Origin of the sequence: Psychrobacter sp. Rd 27.2 (assembly GCF_001921755.1) — a bacterium.
GTDB classification, from domain to species: domain Bacteria; phylum Pseudomonadota; class Gammaproteobacteria; order Pseudomonadales; family Moraxellaceae; genus Psychrobacter; species Psychrobacter celer.
On sequence record NZ_MRYB01000001.1, the window covers coordinates 171,796 to 192,710 of the forward strand.

Sequence of the window (20,915 nt, forward strand, 5' to 3'; positions counted from 1 at the left end):
TGCGATGTCCGATATCGACGTCTTTGTGCAGCCCTAAGTGATAGTCCATGTTTTGTCATTGCTAGATGTTTCCAGCCTCCTATGATCAAAAAACGTTTTACCCTGTCTGTATTATCAAAAGCGAGGCATCCCTCATCATCACAGATGAAAATGCACTTGTTCTATAAGTCGGCGTCCAAGTTTAGCCCATCTGGCCGAGCCATTATGGCGTCATCTAGTATAGGCGCGCTGATCATGTTGCAAGGCGTGATGTTGTTACCCGCGCACGCTGCTAGCACCGTCAAGACAGGACAGCGGGTTTTGATGATTGAGATGACCCCTGCGCTATGCAGCATCCAGCCGACACGCGCGCGCATGCGTCAATGCCTAGAAGGCTACTCTTTGACGGTGTCGGGGCTAGATATGGGCTATGGTGAGCGCTGCGGCGTGGGCAGTGAGCCGCGTCTGACACCGCTACAGCTAAAAGTCGTCAATCGTATCATGCCTGATACCACGGTTCGTAGTCAGGCATGGCAGCGTTACGGCGCTTGTAGCCCTCTGAGTGCGGCCAGTTACTTTCGTCAAATCACCAACTACGCGGGTGCGCTAAAACTCCCAAACGAGCTTAATACGGGTAACAGTTATACTGTGTCTAAGGCGCGATTTATCAGTCAAATGACGCGCTTAAATAGCGGTATGTCCGCCAGTGGTATTGATCTGATCTGTCAGGCTGGCAATCGTCGTCAGTCGATTTTGACCGACATCCATGTCTGTTATGATGGCAGTGATTTTGGTAAGTGCTATCAAGTGGTAAATAATTGCGGTAGCAAGTTTATCATCTCAGGCGGTAAGTAGGTGTTGTCGTACTCCAACATGGACACTGGCCGCTGTACTATTCGGGTATGAGCGCTGTTTTTTTGCAGGCTGTGTTGCCACGCTCTCTTTTTGGTGATTGTTTAAGGCCGTGTTTTAGTCTTTACTCGCTGTCTTTTATTTTGTTTCTACCTTGTTTTTACCCGTTTTTTTAAGCGCTGGTCGCCTCAGTGTTTTTGTGACCCCGTCGATTATCCTGTATAAAATGTAACAATATAATCTGTGACAATCCGCGGCAAGCCTCTGATTGTCTCTAGACGATTTACCAAACGAAGTGCTACACTAGCTCTCGGTTTAGCGCTGCCTTTGTGCAGCAAACAAGTCGATATCTAAAAAGATAATCATCTATTACAATCATGAATGATCTAACCATCAATTAGGGAGTATTCAATGTCAATGAAACAGCCTTTACGCGTTGCCGTCACTGGTGCCGCTGGTAATATCAGCTACGCGATGCTATTTCGTATTGCATCTGGCGAGATGCTAGGTAAAGATCAGCCAGTTATTTTGCAATTGCTTGAAATCACACCAGCGCTTGACGCCCTAAAGGGTGTGGTCATGGAACTAGAAGACTGCGCATTCCCATTGTTGGCAGGTATCGTTCAAACTGATGATGCAAATGTGGCATTCAAAGATGCTGACTACGCGTTACTCGTCGGTGCCCGTCCACGTGGCCCAGGTATGGAGCGTAAGGACTTACTAGAAGCCAACGCTGCGATTTTCTCAGCACAAGGCAAAGCATTGAACGAAGTGGCTAGCCGTGATGTAAAAGTATTGGTCGTCGGCAACCCTGCCAACACCAACGCGCTAATCGCTCAGCGTAACGCGCCAGATTTAGATCCACGTAACTTCACCGCCATGACTCGCCTAGATCATAACCGTGCGATGGCACAGCTGGCCGAAAAAACTGACAGCACTGTCAATGACATCAAAAACATGACCATCTGGGGCAACCACTCATCGACCCAGTATCCAGACCTAACGGCTGCGACTGTCAATGGCAAACCAGCGCTAGAGTTGGTTGATCGTGATTGGTACGAAAACACGTACATCCCAGAAGTACAGCAGCGCGGCGCGGCTATCATTAAAGCTCGTGGCGCCTCGTCTGCAGCTTCCGCTGCCAACGCTGCTATCGCTCATATGCGCACGTGGGCACTCGGTACTGACGAGAACGATTGGGTCTCTATGGGTGTTTACTCAAATGGCGAATACGGTATCGCTGAAGGCCTCATCTACTCATTCCCATGCACATGCGCTAACGGCGACTGGTCTATCGTAGACGGCGTTGACGTGTCATCAGAATTCTCAAAAGAGAAAATGGCTGCCACTGAGCAAGAGCTGAGCGAAGAGCGTGATGCGGTAGCACACCTACTACCGTAAGCCATGACTTTGCTAAAAGTATGGTAGACAGCCATATAGAAAAGGCCCTCTTAAGATAGAGGGCCTTTTTTGTGCGTTGACATTTATTGAGGCCCTTATCAATACAATTGATAACGTTAGATAAACGTGGATTAACAGCGAACAAAAAAAAGCTTGCTACAATAAATGAGTTCGTTGCAATAATAAGTACAATTAAACCTGCACCATTTAAGGAGAGACAGTATGCTAGGTGAACCTGAATATAATATGAATGAGCTATTTGCCCAGTTAGGACTCGATAGCTCTGATGAGGCGATTAATCAGTTTATCGAAAAAAACAAATTGGCCAAAGATGAAAAACTGGTAGATTCTGATATCTGGACGGACAATCAGCGTATGTTTTTGCAAGAAGAGTGGAAAAAAGACGCCGCTTGGGTGGAGACGATTGATGAATTAAATGTCCGTATGCATCCAGATGCCTAGAAGCTGATATATAAAACCTAATATATAGAAGTATTAAAGAAGTATAAAAAACCCCACAGTATAATATCGACTGTGGGTTTTTTATGTCTGTCACATCTGAATGTACTGCTCAATCAGGTTGCTGCGCGCGCCAAGCAATCAGCTCTTTGACATCACTATGGATACCTGTTTTTAGGGCGTCTAAGCTCTCATAATGGCGCTCGCCATGCAAATAATGCAAAAAGCGCACTTGTAGCGTCAGGCCATATAAGTCAGCTTGTAGGTTGGGGAAATGTATTTCTAAGCGCCAGTCGTGGGCTTTGTCGACAGAGGGGCGGGTGCCGATGCTGGCCGTGCCAAACAAACTGTGCGGACGCAAACCTGTTATGCCCATATTGTCATCATTAGCCAATTTTGTTAAACCATCTGCGATTATCTCGCCTCTGTCATCCAAGCTGACCACATCGACGGCAAAGATACCATGCAGCGCAGGCTTTAAGCGCTTAAGCTCGATATTGGCGGTAGGAAAGTCCAGAGTACGGCCGATTTTATCTCCACCGATGACCTCGCCTGTCATTGTATAATCACGGCCAAGCAAGGCGTTGGCCGACGCAATATCTCCTGCCAATAACAAATCACGCACACGGGTTGAGCTGATACGTGCTGCTTTGCCGCCATCATCGACGACGGTATGCAGATTGGTCACGTCTAAGCCGTAGCTGCGCAAAAACGCACTATCGCCCGTCCGATCATGGCCAAATTTAAAATCATCTCCTAGCACCAACGCTTTGACGTTTAGGCGTAGTGCCAGTAAATCCGCGAATGCCTGCGCCGATAGCGAGCGAAACTCATTGTCAAATCCTGCGACAATGAGAGTCTCTACGCCGTACTCTGCAAGTAGTGCTTGCTTTTCTGCCAAGTTGGTGAGGCGAGCAGGGGCGCTTGCTGGCGCAAAAAACTCACGAGGCTGCGGCTCAAATATCATGACAGCAGCGTCAAGCCCACGTGCATCGGCGATATCGCGTACTTGGGCGAGCATCGCTTGATGGCCTAAATGCACACCATCAAAGTTACCGATAGTGAGCACACAAGGCGCTAGCGCTACTGGGTGAGTATGGGCAGGCAGGGCGCTTGGTGTGGCAATCAGTTGCTCAAGAAAATAGGTGTTCATAAATGTCAGCTATGATAAATAAGACCAAATAAAGAAGGAAAAAACACGTTCAGATAAAACATTGAGGTGTCTAAAACCAGCCATTATAAAGTAAAATAGCCATACTAACATCTTATGGTCTATGGATAATACCAGTATCAAACGAACCAGTATCAAACGATTTGTGTCAGCGATGGCTGCATCGCAAAAAACGCGTTTGTTGATCTGCGCTATCGCGGCTTTGCTATCTGTTGATGAAGGTCTAGATGGTGAGTATTATTTTCCCAAATACCCTGTGTCGCTTTTTAGCTCTGGACATTCTATGACTGCTACTTCTTTACCTGCTTTGGCCCCGTCTTACCATCTCAATGATGTATGGTTGGTACAGCATGCTAGAGCAGAGGATTTGCCCGAGGTTGTGGCGATTTACAATCAAAGTATCGCTGGCAAACAAGCCACAGCGCAGCTGATACCAGTGACCTGTGAAGAGCGCGCCGCGTGGTTTGCCGAGCACATAAACAGTCCGACGCGGCCTATTTATGTCGTTAGAGCTAGAGCGCAAGCGAGGGAGCAAGCGAGCGAGGATACAGCTCAAACAGTGCAAACCAGTCAAAAAACATCACCAATCGTGGCGTGGGGCAGCTTTAGCGACTTATATGCGCGTATGGCTTATCATATCAGCACAGAGATGAGTATCTATCTGCATCAAGACTATCAAGCAAAGGGTCTAGGCAGTTTGCTGACACGCTGGATGCTGACGCAAGCACCAAGCCTTGGTATTCATAATGTCGTCGCCCTAATCTTTGCGCACAATCAGCCAAGCTTAGGACTGTTTGGTAAGCTTGGCTTTGAGCAGTGGGGCTATATGCCAAAAGTATGCGATATGCAGGGGTTTGTCGCTGATGTGGTGATGCTCGGTAAAGCGGTGACGTCAGATGGCATCTCAGATAAAACGTCTTAAATGCGTTGGTTTGGCATCTTTTGACCGAAGATGTTTATCATTTAAGCGGCCTTTATATAAAGAATATTCATCTACAGGACATTTATCAAAAACATCTTAACTAAACCATCTTAACTAAACCACATTAACCTAAAATTTTCCACTGACCATCTATCTTTTGCAGCTCATAAGTCAGCGGCGCAGGCTCACTTTGGCCTTTTAGCATCAGCTCGCCTGTGATGGTGGCACGCGTTTTATCATCACTATACTTGGTATCCGTAATGGTGACGCCATCGACTGTTTGTTGAAACGCTGACTGAGTGTTGGCCAGCTCTTCTTCAAAGTTTGCCATATTCACTTCATAATATGAGGCGGATTTTTTGGCATCACCATAATATAAGCTATCTAGCGCTTTTTTTACCGTATCTTCTGGCGTGCCTGCTTCGGTTGGATTAGTCACCAAGCTTTTTTGCTTGGCAGAGGCGGTGACAGGATTGACATTATCACTATCGATAGCGGTTTTATCTTCAGTATTGGCCGCTATCTGCTCACGCTTCACGTCATTGTCGCTATCGACTGTCTCTACTGCAGTCGTTAGGTCATCCTCAGAGGTTTTGGCAACAGCTGCTGTCTCTTCAATAGCCGCGGTATCTTTATTATCATTATTGCCACAACCACTCACAAGTAAGCCGGTGCTTAGAACGCCAGCAGTGAGTAAGGTCGGTAAGCGTAGTAAGGTGGATTGTTTCGTTGTCATATTGACCCTCAAAATTTATGTATTCGTTAAACGTCAATTATCACAACTATCGGCTTCACGCACTATCATTTCTCATATAAGGCTTGTTTTGGTTTGGTAAAGGCGTCGTTTAGCCATGTTTGAGCTGGCGCGGACGAAAGCCTGTGGCCAATAACACCACGCCATAGACCGCTGCGCCCACCGCACACATGACGAGCAGAGCAATGATACGCTGCCACTGCGCCTCATCGGTTGGAAAATAAGGCAGCATGATGTACAGGGCGGCAACCATGGCACTTGTAGCAATCGCAAACTGAGCAAACAATTTTTTCCAATGACTACCAAAGCGAAAAATCTCACGCTGATATAAGAAATAATACAACAAGCCGGCGTTGACAAAGGCGGCACCTGTGGTGGCTAAGGCCAATCCGCCATGTAGCGGCAGCTCTAAAAAGTAAAAAATACCGATAAAAACCACGCTAAAAATCATATTGGCAAAGACAGAGATAATACCGATTTTTACTGGGGTTTTGGTGTCTTGCCGCGCAAAAAACGCAGGCGCAAAAATCTTAATCAGCATAAAGCCTAAAATACCGCCAGCCATACTACGCAGCGCCAGCGCGCTCATCTGTGAGTCACGCAAAGTAAACTCTCCGCGCAAAAACAGCGCCTGCATGAGCACGTCGGCTAAGATAAATAACGCCGCCGACGCTGGCACGCCCACCAAAATAATCAGACGTGCCGCCCAGTCGATGGTTTTTTTAAAGCTGACATCGTCTTTTTGCGCTTCACTCTTTGATAAGCTGGGCAAAATCACCGTCCCAATCGCCACGCCGATGAGCCCTAGCGGTAGCTCGCTCATGCGCTCGGCTGCGTAGAGCCAAGAGACTGAGCCGCCTATCATCAATGAGGCAAAGACGGTATTGAGCAGCAGATTAATCTGGGTGACCGAGACACCAAAGATAGCTGGTAGCATCAGCTTTAGAATACGTCTGACCCCTTCATGTTTGAAGTCAACCTTGGGCGCGACCAGCAGCTTTTGTTGCCAAAGCTGCGGCAGCTGTATCAAAAACTGTAGCAATCCTGCGATAGCCACTGCATAGCCGAGCGCCATGATCGGTGTGTCAAACATCGGCGCGAAAATCAGCGCGCCACCAATCATGCACAAGTTTAATAACACAGGGGCAAAGGCTGGCGCGGCAAAGCGGCCATAGCTTTGTAGGATACCGCTGGCAAAGGCGGTCATAGAGATAAACAGCAAATACGGAAAAGTCAGGCGCAGCAGCTCAGCGGTGATGGCAAATTTGTCGGGTTGGTCAGCAAATCCTGGAGCAAACAGTGTCACCACCCACGGCGCAATTAAAATCACCAGCACTGTCAGCATGGACAGCACCAGTAGCAGCGCCCCTGAGGTACGACTGACCAAGATCTGCACCTGCTGTAGGCTATATTTTTCTTTATACTCAGACAGCACAGGGACGAATGCTTGGCTAAAAGCGCCTTCGGCAAACAGACGCCGCAAAAAGTTTGGAATCTTAAAAGCGACCAAAAAGGCATCCATCAGGCCACCTGCACCAAACACGCCCAATAACACCACATCACGTAGCAAGCCTAAAACACGAGACAGCATGGTCATGCTACTGACGACCATCGTAGAGCGAAATAACCGACTTTTTGCCATAAGAACCTGTTTTGCTATGTTGTTTACTGATAAGGGGTTGCTGATAAGAAGTTGCTGAGTGATGGGTGTCAAAAAACTGACAAATTATAGCACTTTCGTTATCGAGATAAATGGAACGACTGTGGAAATGCTACCAGCCAGCCAGCCAGCCAGCCAGCCAGCCAGCCAGCCAGCCAGCAGCTATCCTGCCATTTGATGAGCAATAAGCTCACGCAGCCGCGCCCATTCAAAAAACTCGCCTGGATCGGTCTTGCGTCCAGGGGCGATGTCGCTGTGTCCAGTGAGGTGACGGCGGGTGTTGGGGTAGGCGCTATATATAGCCGCGACGACGGCTGCAAGCGTGTGGTATTGCGCGGCGGTAAAGGGCACAAAATCAGACCCTTCAAGCTCGATGCCGATGCTATAATCATTACACTCAGGTCGCCCAAGGTAGCTGGATCTGCCAGCATGCCACGCACGCTCATTGAAGTTAACAAACTGCGTAATTGCGCCATCACGTTCTATGAACAGGTGCGCTGACACTTCAGCACCTTTGATCGTCTGAAAATACGGATGGGCGTCCCAGTCCAACTGATTGGTAAATAGTGCTTTGACATAATGCACACCATCAGAGCCGCATGCGCCAAACTCGTTGGGCGGTAGACTGATATTGTGAATGACAATGGTATCAATGGTGGTGTGCTCAGGTCGCTTATTAAAATTGGGTGATGCAAGCCAAGTAGCGGCCGATAGTAGACCATCATCGATAGTCATGGATGATGGGATGGTTGAGCTGGGCATAATATTCTCTTTATATTGTCGTTTTCGTTATAAATAGGTTGAGCGCAGATGTCAGATGTATGGCATCGATGATGATGGTTAGCATATTTAGTTGTTATTTAGATTTATATTCACTCATATGATAACGGGCGAGAGTTTCCTCATGTCTACAAAGCCGAGTTTTTCTGTAAATTGTACCTCAAGCGCTACTCGCCTGCGAGCGTACTGCGTGCGTGCACGTTTGCCTTTTGCAGTGGCAGCGCTGCTACTCTCAGCGCAAGTGCAGGCTGTGTTGCCGACGCCTGCGTCCTTGGTGATGACAGGCGAGCTGGCGGCTGCGCCAACCACCACGGCTGATATTAGCCAGAGCCCAATGCCGCAGACTGATGGCACCTTGCATAGTCAAGATAGCGAAGCCGAGCAATTATTAGCCACATGGCGTCAGCAGGTACAAGCGCACAGTCTGGCTGAGCATACCACTTGGCGGCGATTGTTGTACTTTTTGGATGATAAAAAATCACTCTTTAATAAAGGCGCGTCCAAGAGCCTTATCGATAGTCCTGCGTTTTTCCTCAGTACCGACGGCCAGCACGACGCTGGCGCTGAGCTGGATGCGCTGCTAGTGGCCTTGGCCGAGCAGAGGGTCGCACCGCCTGAGTCCAAACCCCGCAGCGATGCACAGTCAGCTATTTGCCGGTTTCCTGCGCGCACACACTGGCTCACTCAGAGGCTAGGCATTGATAGCTCAAGCTTGCAAGCGGACTGCCCTGAGCTGACAGAGTGGATGGCGATGCTAAACCCCGAGCAGCTGTCCATTATGTTTGCTGAGGAGTACTTGGACAATCCAATCTCCGCGTTCGCCCATACCTTGCTACGTATCGACTCACCGATCAGTGCCGCCGACCCCAGTCAGATTCATCATGCCTACGCCCTCAATGACACCGTCGATGGCGACCCTGACGATGCGTTTGCTGTTTATGCCATTAAAGCCACCAGCGGCGGTTATAATAATAGAATTGAGATCGACCCTTATCCCGAAAAGCTGGCCAAATATCTCAAAGACGATGAGCGTGACGCGTGGACGTATCAGTTGGACTTGACACCCGCAGAGGTGCAGCAAATCATCCTGCATGTGTGGGAGACTAAGGATTTAGACATTCCTTATTATTTTACCACGGACAACTGCGCCTCTGAGATTCTGCGTCTGATCGATGTGGTGCGCCCCGAGCAGGATTTGCTCAGCCAGCTGCCTTATGTGGTTATTCCCTCTGATGTGGTCAAGCTGCTTGATGAGGAGTCTTTATTGGCAGATGCCCGTTATACCCCATCTGATAGTACCGTGCGTCAAGCCGAGCTAAATAAGGCCAAGGCGGCCGCACTGGGCTATCAAAATCTCACCAATAATGACGCGAGTAATATTCAATCAGCCGCGCGCAATGTGGCATCGAGTATCTCAGCTGGCGATAAAAAAACCATCATAGATCATGGCATTATTGCCTCCGACAACAACCCAATCGATAGACATCCATTGCAAGTGGCTCAGATTGGCGCAGGTCAGCGCGGTGATAATGGCTACCTTGATGTGGGGTTGCGTTTGGGATTCCATGATACCTTGGATCGTGCTTCAGGATTTCCTCAGTTTTTTAATCTAGAGGCACTGGCTGCGACAGTGCGCTTTTATGAGACAGACACCAGTAAAGACCATGAGCCAGATCGTGTGGTATTAGAGAATTTTACAATCCTGCGAGGCCGCTCTTTTAATCCTGTCAATACCGCCAAACAAGGCAAAACCTGGGGCGCCAGTGTCGAGGCGACCCGCGTAAATGATGGCTCGCAACCATCAGGGCGCGATCACTTGGTCGGTAGCATCGGCTACGAGACGGGCTGGTCGTGGGCGCTCGGCAGCCCAAAATCTGGCAGCGGAGAGATGCCGCCGCAGCTATGCTACGCTCTATTTTCAGGGAAGGGGCAAGCAGGCCGCGGCATCCATAAAGGCTTTCGTATCGGTGCTGGGGTCAATGCAGGCTGCGACTATCAGATTAACAATCAGTTACGCGCGCAAGCCCAATTGCAATTGCCATATTGGTATCATGTCAGCAGTGACGACCCAGACGTTCGCAGTCATTATTGGCAGCCAATCTCAAGCATCGGCCTACAGTACGATATCGATAAAAATCAAGCAGTGCGCATCAATGCCAGCTATGAGTGGCAGGAGCGTATCGACGCCAATGACGATATACAGCTGTCATACCGACGCTATTTTTAAGGATATAAAATGAGTATGCACCTACTGATTATCGGACAAGGCGACATCGGACTGCCCGTGACCAATAAACTGGCGCAGGACGGTTTGTCAGTCACCGGTCTTGCTCGCCGCACGCGCGAGCACTATGATTTAAATGATCAAGCAAGCTTTATGCAAGCAGATGCCTTGCGCTTGCGCGCTGATGAGCTACAAGACTTTACCCATCTGGCGATTATCGTCACGCCTGATGACTACTCAGCCAGCGGTTATCAAAACAGCTATTTGGCGATTGCTCAGCATGTAGCCGCACTGGCCGAGCAACTACCACATCTGACGCGCGTTGTGTTTATTTCGTCAACGGGCGTTTATGGGCAGGATGGCGGTGAGTGGATAGACGAAGAGACGGTGCCGACCATGCCTAAGCGCGAAGCTTCGCAAATTATCTTGCAAGCAGAAAAGGTACTGCAGCAAGGCTTTGGTGATCGTGCCATTGCCATTCGCCCTAGTGGTATCTATGGGCGCGAGCGTCTGATGCGCCTGCGTCAAGCCCGCGATCCGCAAAAAAAGCCCGTCGCCGCTGCCCACTGGAGCAATCGTATTATGGATAGCGATTTGGTCAATATCATCGTCAACGTCTTGACCATTGCTGCGCCAAAGCCGCTTTATATTGCGACGGATTATGCGCCAGTCACCACCTTGGAGCTTGGTGTTTGGCTCAGTGCGCAAGTGGGAGAAGCACCGCCAGCGATAGCGGATGAAAAAACCGCTGTCACGGGCAAGCGTCTGCACAGCAATATACCATTAGCGTGGCTTGACTATCCTGACTGGCAAGTAGGTTACCGTGATATTGTGCGCCATCAAGCGTAAAATAGCCGTCTATCGTCAACCCTGTCGTTCAGTTATTTTAAAACCGATACAGCACAGCTGGTACTTATTTCGCGCTTATCGTTTTTTATCATTGATGGAGATTTCATGACCCAGCCTTCTACTTCTGAGAGCCGCTTATCTACTGCAAAGCACGCAGCAAGCGACATGCTGGCAGAAGGCAATGCTGAGCGCTCCTCTACGTTGCCTGATAGTCAGCAGCCTGCCATCGTGCACCCTAATTTTGATCCAAGCCAAGCGCCGCTCGATCCTGCACGGCCGCTGAGTGATATTCCAGAGCCAGCGCGGCGGCTAAACGGTCAGCTGCGCCGGCTTTACGGCAACGCTGCGCGGTTCTATCAGCCTTGTACCAGCAATTTATCGAAATGGGCGCTGATTGCCTCTGAAGCGTTGGCTGAGCATTTGGCGCTATTACAGGCAGCAAAGCTTGTCGAGTTGCCTGACAGCTTTTATCAAAACCACAGCGAACAGCCGCTACTATCGCCGCTCGGTGGCATGATACTGTTGGATATGGCCGATATCCATCAGGCCATGCGCGCGTATCCAGCGCTCCATCGTTATGGTTTTGCACCTGCTGATCGCTCGGTAAAAACCCACCAAACAAGCGCAGGCTTGCCTGAGAAGACCAAAGCCTCTACCGCCTCCCTGCGCGCCCTTATCAAACGCTATAATCCTGACGAGTTACTAAGCGATGCCTATGCCGATGACTGGCAGGTGATCTTGCAGCCGCAGCAGTTTGAAACGGGCGAGGGCAGCTTGGCCACTGACATCATGGCGTGCAGCGCGGCGGTTCATGCGCTAAAGCAGTGCCAGACGCGTAAAAGTATCAATCACCGCTATAGTGCGGCGCAAGTGTGCCAGTACGTACGCAGCTATTTACTCAGTCAGGTGATCTGTGAGCCTGCACAGCGCCATGTTTATCGGCAAATTCGGGTGTTTGCAGGGCATATCGTGGTCGCCGCCTACCATTTGGGCTGGGACATACAAGTCAGCCACGACGGTCACTGTTACTTTAACCTCTCATCGCGTAATGGCTTATTGATGCGTTATCCCAATATGCAGGATTATGCCATCAACGGTTGGTCAAGCTGATCAATAATGCGTACAATAACGCCACTTTTTTGCCTTTTTTTGCCAATAGGAATACCTCATGCTAAATGCCGCAACTGCTGACGCCCAAACCGCCTCTTTTTCTTCTCATCAATTTATTCAGCTGGCGCTTGACAACCAAGTGCTTAAGTTTGGCGAGTTCGTCCTAAAGTCTGGTCGTATCAGCCCCTATTTTTTTAATGCAGGCTTGCTGGCGACAGGTGAGATGTTGTCTCTGCTGGCACGCGGTTATGCAGATGCTTTGGCGGCACAAATGACCAAAAGTGACGAGGCGGACATGCAAGAGCTGGTCATTTTTGGTGCGGCTTATAAAGGCATTCCTTTCGTTGCCGCCACCGCGCAAGCGTTATGGCAGCATCACGGTATCAACGCCAAATGGGGCTATAACCGCAAAGAGGCCAAAACACATGGCGAGGGCGGTAACTTGGTGGGTGCAGATGTCAGCGGTAAAGCGGTCTGGGTGCTCGATGATGTGATTACGGCTGGCACAGCGATGCGTGAAGTGGTCGAGATACTCGAGCAAGCGGGCGCCAGCGTGGCAGGTATTATCGTGGCGCTTGATCGTAAAGAAAAAGGCCAAGGTGAGCACTCTGCTATCCAAGAGCTGGCCGCGACGCTAAACGTACCAGTACGAGCATTGGTCGATATCGACGATCTGATTAGCTACTTGGCAGCGGCAAATGGCCAGTACAAAGATGCTACCCAACTTGCAAAAATGCAGCATTACCGCGCGCAGTACGGTGTATAGTTGATCATTATCGTTATAGTGGCTGCTGCTCTGTGATTGACTGTATACAGATCGGCTGTATATCAGTTATATATCAGCGCGCCTAAACCATCTAATATAAATGAGTCTTATTATGAGCCAAGAAAATCAAAAAAAATCCTTACACATATTGGTCATCATGGACCCTATCGAGCAGGTCAATTATAAAAAGGACACCAGCTTGGCGATGATGTGGGCGGCTCAAGACCGTGGTCATACGCTTGGCTATTGTCAGATTCATGATCTGTGGCTGGATCGCGGTCAGTTGATGGCCGATACCCAGCCTGTGACCGTCAAACGTGATCCGGCAGATTTTTATAGCTTGGGCGACAAGGCCACAGGCGCGATCAGTGATTTTGATGTGATTTTGATGCGTAAAGATCCACCGTTTGATATGCGCTTCATTTATGCCACTTATATGCTGGATCATGCCAAAGCGGCAGGCGTGTTGGTGGTCAATGACCCACAAGCGATTCGCGACTGTAATGAAAAGCTGTTTGCCACTTGGTTTAGCGACTATATGAGTCCGACGATTGTGACCAGCAAACAGGCACACATTCGCCAGTTTATCGCCGAGCAACAAGACGTCATCGTCAAACCCTTAGACGGCATGGGCGGCACCGGTATTTTTCGCCTGACCGCTGACAGCCCAAATATCGGGGTGACGTTAGAGATTTTGACCGAGCTTGAGACCTTGCCGATCATGGCGCAGCGCTACTTACCTGAGATCGCTGAGGGCGATAAGCGTGTGCTCATCGTCGATGGCGTGGTGGTTGATTATAGCTTGGCACGTATTCCAGTCAAAGGCGAGACGCGTGGCAATCTTGCGGCCGGTGGTAGTGGGGTGGCGATGCCGCTCACCGATATGGAGCGTAAAGTGGCAGAGGTCGTCGCGCCCATCGTCAAAGAAAAAGGTCTTATGTTTGTCGGGCTTGATTTGATCGGCGGCCGTATCACAGAGATTAACGTTACCAGTCCGACTTGTGTACGCGAGATTGATGACCAGTGTGGCACCGATATTGCTACAGATTTGATTATCGCAATCGAGCACAAGCGCGCTCATTAAACAAAGCAGTAACGATAGCGTAATTTATTACTAAAGTATGTGCACAATGAGAAAAAAACCTTGTGCTAAGATGGGGCCGAAAAATGCGCCTCTAAGCACACGCTAATAATACCCAAGCTGTGATTTTTCATGGCTTGGATTTTTGTTATGAACTGTGCATAAAGTACTATATATCAGCCCATAATTTACACTATACTATGCCAGCTTTCGGCGGCTCATTTTGGACGGTGGGCCATGACCACGATAGGACAATAAGTGCTTCATATAAATAAAAAAAAGATAGGCAGGGGTTCATGACAACACCGCATATACTAATGATGGCTGCTGGGACAGGTGGCCACGTGTTTCCGGCACTGGCCGTTAGTGAAGAGCTGAGCAAACGCGGCGCGGTGATTCACTGGCTGGGCACGCCCGCGGGTATGGAAAATCGCTTGGTCGAGCCGACAGGCTACCGCTTTCATGCAATCGATATGCAGGGTCTGCGTGGCAAGGGCGTTGGCCGTCTATTAAAGCTGCCGGTGACCCTGCTTTCGGCGACGATGGCGGCTATCAAAGTGATTCGTAGCAATCAGATCGATATGGTGGTGGGTTTTGGAGGCTATGTCACCGCGCCTGGTGGTATTGCAGCGCGTTTGACCAAAACCCCACTGATCATTCATGAGCAAAACGCCATCGCTGGTATGAGCAATCGCTATTTGTCCAAGATGGCGACCAAGGTGCTACAAGCGTTTGAAGATACGTTTGCCAATAGCCAGCAGGATGCTAAGCTTGAGACTGTGGGCAACCCTGTGCGCAACGCCATTACGGGCGTCACAAAGCCTACTAAGCGTTATGATATCCACGACAGCACGCCCTTAAAGCTATTAGTAGTAGGCGGATCGCTGGGTGCACAGGCGCTCAACACCAATGTGCCCAAGGCTTTGGCGCTATTAGATCAGCCGTTTGATGTGCGTCATCAATGCGGCCGTAATAATGAACAAACGACGCAAGCGGCCTACGATCATGAAGATTTGAGCCAGCACACGTTTGTGGTACAGCCTTTTATCGATGACATGGCCGCCGCCTATAATTGGGCAGATGTCATCGTATGCCGTGCCGGCGCTTTGACGGTCACTGAGATTCAAAACGTCGGTATTGCGGCGATTTTTGTGCCATTGCCACACGCGGTGGATGACCATCAAACCGCCAATGCCCGCACGTTAACTGACCACGGTGCTGCGATTTTATTGCCGCAGTCTGAGCTGACCGCGCAGCGCTTGAGCCAAGAGCTGGCGGCACTGGATCGCGCCACGTGTTTGGAGATGGGCAAGAAAGGCCACGCGCTTGCCAATCGCCATGCCAGCAAGCAGGTTGCTGATATCATTTGGCAAACGTTATAGTTTCTACCGTTGTCAGCGACAGGCGTTGAGGCTGATTGTCTTAATCAGTTATTTTGACTTACCCTATTTTATTTGCCTTTAACCAAGAGAATCTCTTATGTCTACCTCTGAAAAATCTCTACCCAAGCGTTTGATCGAAATACCAGAAATGCGCCGTATTCAACATCTGCATTTTGTCGGTATTGGCGGCTCGGGGATGTGCGGTATTGCAGAGGTGATGAACAATCAAGGCTATCAGGTCAGCGGCTCTGATATTGCTGACAGTGTGGTGACGCGCCGCTTACAGCAGATTGGTATCGATATATCGATTGGGCATGACTCTAAAAACATCGCCAACGCCGATGTCATCGTTGTGTCCTCCGCGATTGATCGGAGCAATCCTGAGGTTAAAGCAGCGTTAGAAGCGCGCCTGCCTGTGGTGCGCCGTGCTGATATGTTGGGCGAGCTGATGCGTTATCGTCATGGTATCGCGGTTGCGGGTGCACATGGCAAGACCACCACCACCAGCTTATTGACCACGATGATGGCAGAGGCGCAGCTAGACCCGACCTACGTCATCGGCGGTAAACTCAATGCGTCTGGCAAAAACGCCGCGCTCGGTAGCAGTCGTTATTTGGTGGCCGAGGCCGATGAGTCAGATGCGTCGTTTTTGTCCTTGCATCCGATGGCGGCGATTGTGACCAATATCGATCAAGACCATATGGACACCTACGAAAACAGCTTTGATAAGCTCAAATCGGCTTATATTCAGTTTTTACAAAACATGCCGTTTTATGGTTTGGCTGTGGTTTGCGGTGATGATCCTGAGCTGTATGCGATGATTGATGATATTGGCCGTCCAGTATTGACCTTTGGGCTTGAGCCTTTTAATGATGTGCAAGCGATCGATGTGGTGAGTGAAGGCACCAAGACGCATTTTACCGTATTGCGCCGCGACCGCGAGCCGCTGCGTCTTACCTTAAACATCCCTGGCATCCATAACGTCTACAATGCGCTGGCCGCTATCACCATGGCGACCGATGAAGGCGTCGATGACGAGGCGATTACTCGCGCTTTGCAAAAGTTTGAAGGCGTTGGTCGCCGCTTTGAGCAGCACGCTGCTGTGGATGTCGATGAGGGCGATGTGTTACTCATCGATGACTATGGCCATCATCCAAAAGAAGTCGATGCGACGATTAAAGCGGCGCGCCAAAGCTTTCCGGATCGCCGCTTGGTGATGCTGTTTCAGCCGCACCGTTATACCCGCACACGTGACTGCTATGATGAGTTTGTCGAAGTGCTCTCAAGCGTCGATGAGTTGTTGTTATTAGAAGTTTACTCTGCAGGCGAAAATCCGATTGCTGGTGCTGATACCAAATCCTTAGCACGCAGTATCCGTCTGCGCGGTGAAGTCGAGCCGACGATTATCGATAAGGACAATCTGGCCCCTGCTATGCAGCGTTTATTAAAGGCCAATGACATGCTGATCACTCAAGGCGCTGGTAATGTTGGGCAGATTGCCATCGACTTGGCCGCAAACAACCTTTATATCCAGTAAGCTAAAAGACTTTTAGGAATTATCCTCATGACGATACAAACTCAGCAAGACACTCCAGATAGCCTAGCAGAGACGCTAAAACAAGATGAGCCTATCACTGAGGATAAAACCATTATCATCAACCCAGAGCCAGCCATCGCAGCAGCGGCACAAGCAGGGAAGAGCAGTATGGAAAACAAACAATCAACCAAAGAGCAGTCATCAAAAGCGGTGACCTCTAAAGTCAAAAATGCCAGTGAATTTGGTAAAGTGGCCGTTGTTTATGGCGGCAGCAGTAATGAGCGTAGCGTGTCGCTAGACAGCGGGGCTGCTGTATTGCAGGCTTTGCAAAACCAAGGCGTTGATGCCACCCATTTTGATCCTAAGTACCAAGACATCACCGAGCTTCGTCAGTATGATCGCGTGTTTAATGTCTTGCATGGCCGCGGCGGCGAAGACGGCTTGCTACAAGGCGTGCTGCAATGGTTCGATATTCCGCAGACAGGCTCAGGTATTTTGGCCTCGGCACTGGGTATGGATAAAGTACGCACCAAGCAGTTATGGCAAGGGTGCGGCTTATCAACCGCGCCATTCTCATTATTGACAGCCGACACCGATTGGCAGCAAGTGGTCAATATGCTGGGTTTGCCGCTCATTATCAAACCGGTGCATGAAGGTTCAAGCATTGGCATGACCAAAGTCAACAATCTCGACGAGCTACCGGCCGCCTATGCAACAGCCGTGCAGTGCGGCGACGCGGTCATGGCAGAGCGCTGGATTACTGGCCGTGAGTTTACCATCGTGATCATTGATGACGAGGCCTACCCTGTGATTCGCCTTGAGCCTGCCGATATCACCAATTTCTATGATTTTGAGGCCAAATACAATCGCAACGACACCAGCTACTATATTCCTTGCGGCTTAAGTGCCACCGACGAAAAGCACTTACAAGAGCTGAGCCTTGCCGCGTTCCGTGCCGTCGATGCCAAAGGCTGGGGCCGCATCGATGCCATGCAGGATGAGGCGGGCAATTTTTGGCTGTTAGAAATCAACACAGTACCTGGGATGACCAGTCATAGCTTGGTGCCGATGGCTGCAAAAGCGCGCGGTATGGATTTTGACGCGCTGTGCTGGCATATTTTGTCTCAGACTGTGTAGTGATGGTTACCAAAAGCTGTTTTGTCCGAAAACCAGCAGGGCGTGAAAACGGATAATGTATCGCTAGCGCTGCTGTGTCATAGCTTCATGTAAACTTGTGTAAATTCATAGTCACTCTTTGGGGTTAGGCTATTGTTTGACCACAAAATACGTTAATATTGTAATTATTAGGTTGTTTTGGTGATATTTGTGTTTTTTATGAGCAGCTGTCATAAGTCGTTCATAAAGTAAGAAAAATGTTACATTTAACAGAGCATAAGCGCACTATAAATGTCGTTTTCTCCCAAGTATTTGCTAACCTACTATTTAAGAGGTTTGCACTTAAACGGTTTGCAACATCGATGAGCCAATTTATATCAACAAACAGCATGAGCAATCTATGCAAATATAGGGAAAAAGGTCGTTATGGCTCAAACTGTCAACGAGGCAACTGACTTGATGAGTGATAAAACCCGTCGCCCGACCTCTAGTTTTCAAGTACCGACTTCGGTTAGATACTTATTTATGGTCTTGGTACTAGGTTTGTTGGTACTGATACTACTGATGGGCGGCAAGGCGCTGCGAGATGCCCCGCCAGCTGCTATTCATGTGAGCAATCAGGGCTTGACCGTGACGCAGTATCGTTCGCTCAGCCAAGTGATGAATCAGCAAAAAGTCAGTAGTTTTTTTACCTCTGATTTGCAAGCGCTCAGAGATATCGCAACCGGGCTAGCATGGGTCGATCAAGTGAGTGTCTCACGCGATTGGCAACGCGGCATCGTGGTGACGGCACTGCCCAAACAAGCGATTGCAAACTTTGGTACAGAGCGACTGGTCGATGCAAAAGGCGCGGTTTTTGTGCCTGCTGATAGCAAAGACCTGGCGCAAGAGGGTTTTGCGACGCTGCAAGGTGAGATATCACAAGCACCAGTCATCATGCAGCAAATGCAGCAAGTCAACGACTGGTATGCGCCGCTAGGTATACAGGTCGAGGACATCATCTTATCACCCAGAATGACGTGGCTGATTCGTTTTGATAATGGACTGCGAGTGATTGTCGATAACGAAAATACGGCGCAAAAACTGCTTAATCTGAGTCAATTACTGGCCAATCAATTAAGCGATCGCCGTGATGAGATACAGTCAGTGGACTTGCGTTACAAAAACGGCTTTACCATCTCTTGGGATATCAGCGCGCCACCAGCGCGCTCATCGTAATCGGTGGTGATATTGAGTAAAAAATGATAAGAGCCGGCTCAGAAAGAAGAGCATGAGCGGTCTTGCACAAACCTGATAAACAGCCAGTCATAGCGCACCGACAGATAGACGCTGTTTATTTAGTACAAGTTGTTTATTTACTACAAAGAATATAGCGATGGTTTTAATGATTTAATGGAGACGTCATCTGCTCTCCTGTTTAGCGATAATTTGTCTGGTACCATGAAAAATACTGAAAATCTGGTTGTTGTCCATCTAAGCGCCACGGCAGTATATGTCGTGATAGGCAATGTCGTCTCTGCAACAGACATTCGCATACTGGGCGTGGGACAAGTTAAAAACAGTGATTTTTATCAAGGGCAAATCAAACACCGCGAACGTCTACAAGGCGCCATCAAACAAGCCATTCAAGAAGCCGAAGACACGGCCAATTGCCGCGTGCATAGTGTGTGGCTCACGCTTGCCACGCCCGAGCTCCTCAGTAGCAATAGTGCAGGTGAGGTGCGAGTCGAAGACGAAGTGGTCCGTGCCAAAGACATGGTGCAAGCCCTATCCAATGCCAAATCCCGCGATTTGTCGCCAGATTATTATCTGATGCATTGCTGCCAGCAGGGTATCTATGTCGATGAGCAAGACTTTATGGTCGATGATGCCATTGAGATGATGGCGCACAACATCACCGTGATGTATCACATGATGATGATGCCGGTTTCTAGTCGCCAAAATATCCAAAAACTCTTACAAAGCTGTGATGTCGGCATCGATCATATTGTGTTTGATGCGGTGACTAGTGCGGAATATAGCTTGATGAGCGATGAGCGCCAGCAAGGGGTTTGCTTGGTGGATATTGGCGCTAGTACGACCAGTATTTGTGTTTACAAAGAAAACAAGCTAATTTTTACCCATTGTATCGCCACGGGTAGCCATGAGGTAACGATGGACATTTCAGCAGATTTTGGCATCTCGATGATTGAGGCGGAAAAACTCAAAAAAACGTATGGTACCGTCGATGTCAATAGCGTCGATCCCAGCTCGTTTTTTCTTTTTAAGCCACAAGGCTCGAATGACGAGATCAATATCGGTACCTATAATCTGGCACGTATTATTGAAGCGCGCTATATACAGATATTTACCGAAGTGGCGCGTCAATTGCATGAGGCTGACCTAATCGGCTATATTGATAAAGGCATCGTGCTCACAGGCGGCGGTACGGCCATTAAAGGCATGATACCCTTTACCAAAAAGCTGCTCAAAATGCCGGTGGTGCTGACCAATACTCATCCTGCAATCAGCGCACACAATCATTTTGATAATGACGAAGCGTTTAGACAGCTCAATATCCAAGTGAATGATCGCGCTTATCAGACAGCATTTGGTACACTACTATATAGTCAAAGTGAGCAGTTTCGCCGCAGTGAAAAAAGCGAGCCTGAAGCCATCAAAAAAAGCCGTGTCACGGGCGTTTTTCAGAGCGCAGGCCAGCGTTTTGCCAATGTCTTAAAAAAGATACTATGACGCTGCTAAGTGCCGCTGATACTGTTGGGTCATGCTTTTAGTCGAGACACTCTGATATAGGCTTATAGAGGGGTGAGGCAAGAGCGAGACCGACAAACGATAGATTGAGCAGTAAATACCGTGCTAAGACGACATATTA

Annotated in this window: 18 protein-coding genes; 14 read left to right on the forward strand and 4 right to left on the reverse strand. The window is 49.1% G+C overall.

Annotated features, from left to right (window positions below):
- Positions 1–204 precede the first annotated feature (204 nt).
- From BTV99_RS00715 to BTV99_RS00725, 3 genes are all read left to right on the forward strand, one after another.
- Positions 205–834 (forward strand): hypothetical protein, encoded by a 630-nt coding sequence (locus BTV99_RS00715; protein ID WP_075100738.1) that lies wholly within the window; start codon positions 205–207, stop codon positions 832–834.
- Between the two features lie 408 nt (positions 835–1,242).
- On the forward strand, positions 1,243–2,232 hold the full coding sequence (locus tag BTV99_RS00720; RefSeq protein WP_172953122.1) for a malate dehydrogenase: 990 nt from the start codon (positions 1,243–1,245) through the stop codon (positions 2,230–2,232).
- Positions 2,233–2,454: 222 nt separating this feature from the next.
- On the forward strand, positions 2,455–2,694 hold the full coding sequence (locus BTV99_RS00725) for a DUF2789 domain-containing protein (protein WP_075100440.1): 240 nt from the start codon (positions 2,455–2,457) through the stop codon (positions 2,692–2,694).
- Positions 2,695–2,803: 109 nt separating this feature from the next.
- On the opposite strand, the gene ribF is transcribed toward BTV99_RS00725, so the two are convergent.
- Positions 2,804–3,844, reverse strand: coding sequence for a riboflavin biosynthesis protein RibF (ribF, locus tag BTV99_RS00730; RefSeq protein ID WP_083608459.1), 1,041 nt, complete (start codon positions 3,842–3,844; stop codon positions 2,804–2,806).
- Positions 3,845–4,145: 301 nt separating this feature from the next.
- On the opposite strand from ribF, the gene BTV99_RS00735 reads away from it, so the two are divergent.
- The gene (locus BTV99_RS00735; RefSeq protein WP_075100740.1) at positions 4,146–4,784 is read left to right on the forward strand and encodes a GNAT family N-acetyltransferase; all 639 of its coding nucleotides are present in this window, start codon (positions 4,146–4,148) and stop codon (positions 4,782–4,784) included.
- 124 nt (positions 4,785–4,908) lie between these two features.
- Here the strand turns inward: BTV99_RS00735 and BTV99_RS00740 are convergent, their stop codons facing one another.
- The 3 genes from BTV99_RS00740 to ampD all read right to left on the reverse strand — a co-directional run bounded on the left by BTV99_RS00740 (position 4,909) and on the right by ampD (position 7,960).
- Positions 4,909–5,520 (reverse strand): hypothetical protein, encoded by a 612-nt coding sequence (locus BTV99_RS00740; protein ID WP_075100441.1) that lies wholly within the window; start codon positions 5,518–5,520, stop codon positions 4,909–4,911.
- A 109-nt stretch (positions 5,521–5,629) separates the two neighbouring features.
- Complete coding sequence (gene murJ / locus BTV99_RS00745; protein WP_075100442.1) at positions 5,630–7,180, reverse strand: murein biosynthesis integral membrane protein MurJ; 1,551 nt, start codon at positions 7,178–7,180, stop codon at positions 5,630–5,632.
- 180 nt (positions 7,181–7,360) lie between these two features.
- The gene (ampD, locus tag BTV99_RS00750) at positions 7,361–7,960 is read right to left on the reverse strand and encodes a 1,6-anhydro-N-acetylmuramyl-L-alanine amidase AmpD (RefSeq protein ID WP_083608460.1); all 600 of its coding nucleotides are present in this window, start codon (positions 7,958–7,960) and stop codon (positions 7,361–7,363) included.
- 142 nt (positions 7,961–8,102) lie between these two features.
- On the opposite strand from ampD, the gene BTV99_RS00755 reads away from it, so the two are divergent.
- From BTV99_RS00755 to ftsA, 10 genes are all read left to right on the forward strand, one after another.
- Positions 8,103–10,205: a DUF4105 domain-containing protein gene (locus tag BTV99_RS00755; protein ID WP_256713695.1), complete on the forward strand. Its 2,103-nt coding sequence runs from the start codon at positions 8,103–8,105 to the stop codon at positions 10,203–10,205.
- 9 nt (positions 10,206–10,214) lie between these two features.
- The gene (locus tag BTV99_RS00760; RefSeq protein ID WP_075100444.1) at positions 10,215–11,051 is read left to right on the forward strand and encodes an SDR family oxidoreductase; all 837 of its coding nucleotides are present in this window, start codon (positions 10,215–10,217) and stop codon (positions 11,049–11,051) included.
- Between the two features lie 105 nt (positions 11,052–11,156).
- The gene (locus BTV99_RS00765; protein ID WP_075100445.1) at positions 11,157–12,161 is read left to right on the forward strand and encodes a hypothetical protein; all 1,005 of its coding nucleotides are present in this window, start codon (positions 11,157–11,159) and stop codon (positions 12,159–12,161) included.
- A gap of 58 nt (positions 12,162–12,219) precedes the next feature.
- The gene (gene pyrE / locus BTV99_RS00770; RefSeq protein WP_075100446.1) at positions 12,220–12,927 is read left to right on the forward strand and encodes an orotate phosphoribosyltransferase; all 708 of its coding nucleotides are present in this window, start codon (positions 12,220–12,222) and stop codon (positions 12,925–12,927) included.
- 112 nt (positions 12,928–13,039) lie between these two features.
- A complete protein-coding gene (gene gshB / locus BTV99_RS00775) occupies positions 13,040–14,011 on the forward strand; it encodes a glutathione synthase (protein WP_075100447.1) in 972 nt (323 codons plus the stop codon).
- Positions 14,012–14,304: 293 nt separating this feature from the next.
- Positions 14,305–15,390, forward strand: a complete 1,086-nt coding sequence (murG, locus tag BTV99_RS00780) for an undecaprenyldiphospho-muramoylpentapeptide beta-N-acetylglucosaminyltransferase (RefSeq protein ID WP_075100448.1) — start codon at positions 14,305–14,307, stop codon at positions 15,388–15,390.
- Between the two features lie 97 nt (positions 15,391–15,487).
- Entirely contained in the window at positions 15,488–16,927 is a 1,440-nt protein-coding gene (gene murC / locus BTV99_RS00785) for a UDP-N-acetylmuramate--L-alanine ligase (protein ID WP_075100449.1), read from the forward strand.
- A gap of 168 nt (positions 16,928–17,095) precedes the next feature.
- Positions 17,096–18,064 carry a D-alanine--D-alanine ligase gene (locus BTV99_RS00790; protein WP_075100742.1) on the forward strand — a complete coding sequence of 323 codons (969 nt, stop codon included), beginning with the start codon at positions 17,096–17,098 and terminating at the stop codon, positions 18,062–18,064.
- Between the two features lie 405 nt (positions 18,065–18,469).
- Positions 18,470–19,261 carry a cell division protein FtsQ/DivIB gene (locus BTV99_RS00795; RefSeq protein WP_075100450.1) on the forward strand — a complete coding sequence of 264 codons (792 nt, stop codon included), beginning with the start codon at positions 18,470–18,472 and terminating at the stop codon, positions 19,259–19,261.
- Positions 19,262–19,483: 222 nt separating this feature from the next.
- Entirely contained in the window at positions 19,484–20,776 is a 1,293-nt protein-coding gene (gene ftsA / locus BTV99_RS00800; protein WP_198335354.1) for a cell division protein FtsA, read from the forward strand.
- The last annotated feature ends 139 nt before the right edge of the window (positions 20,777–20,915 follow it).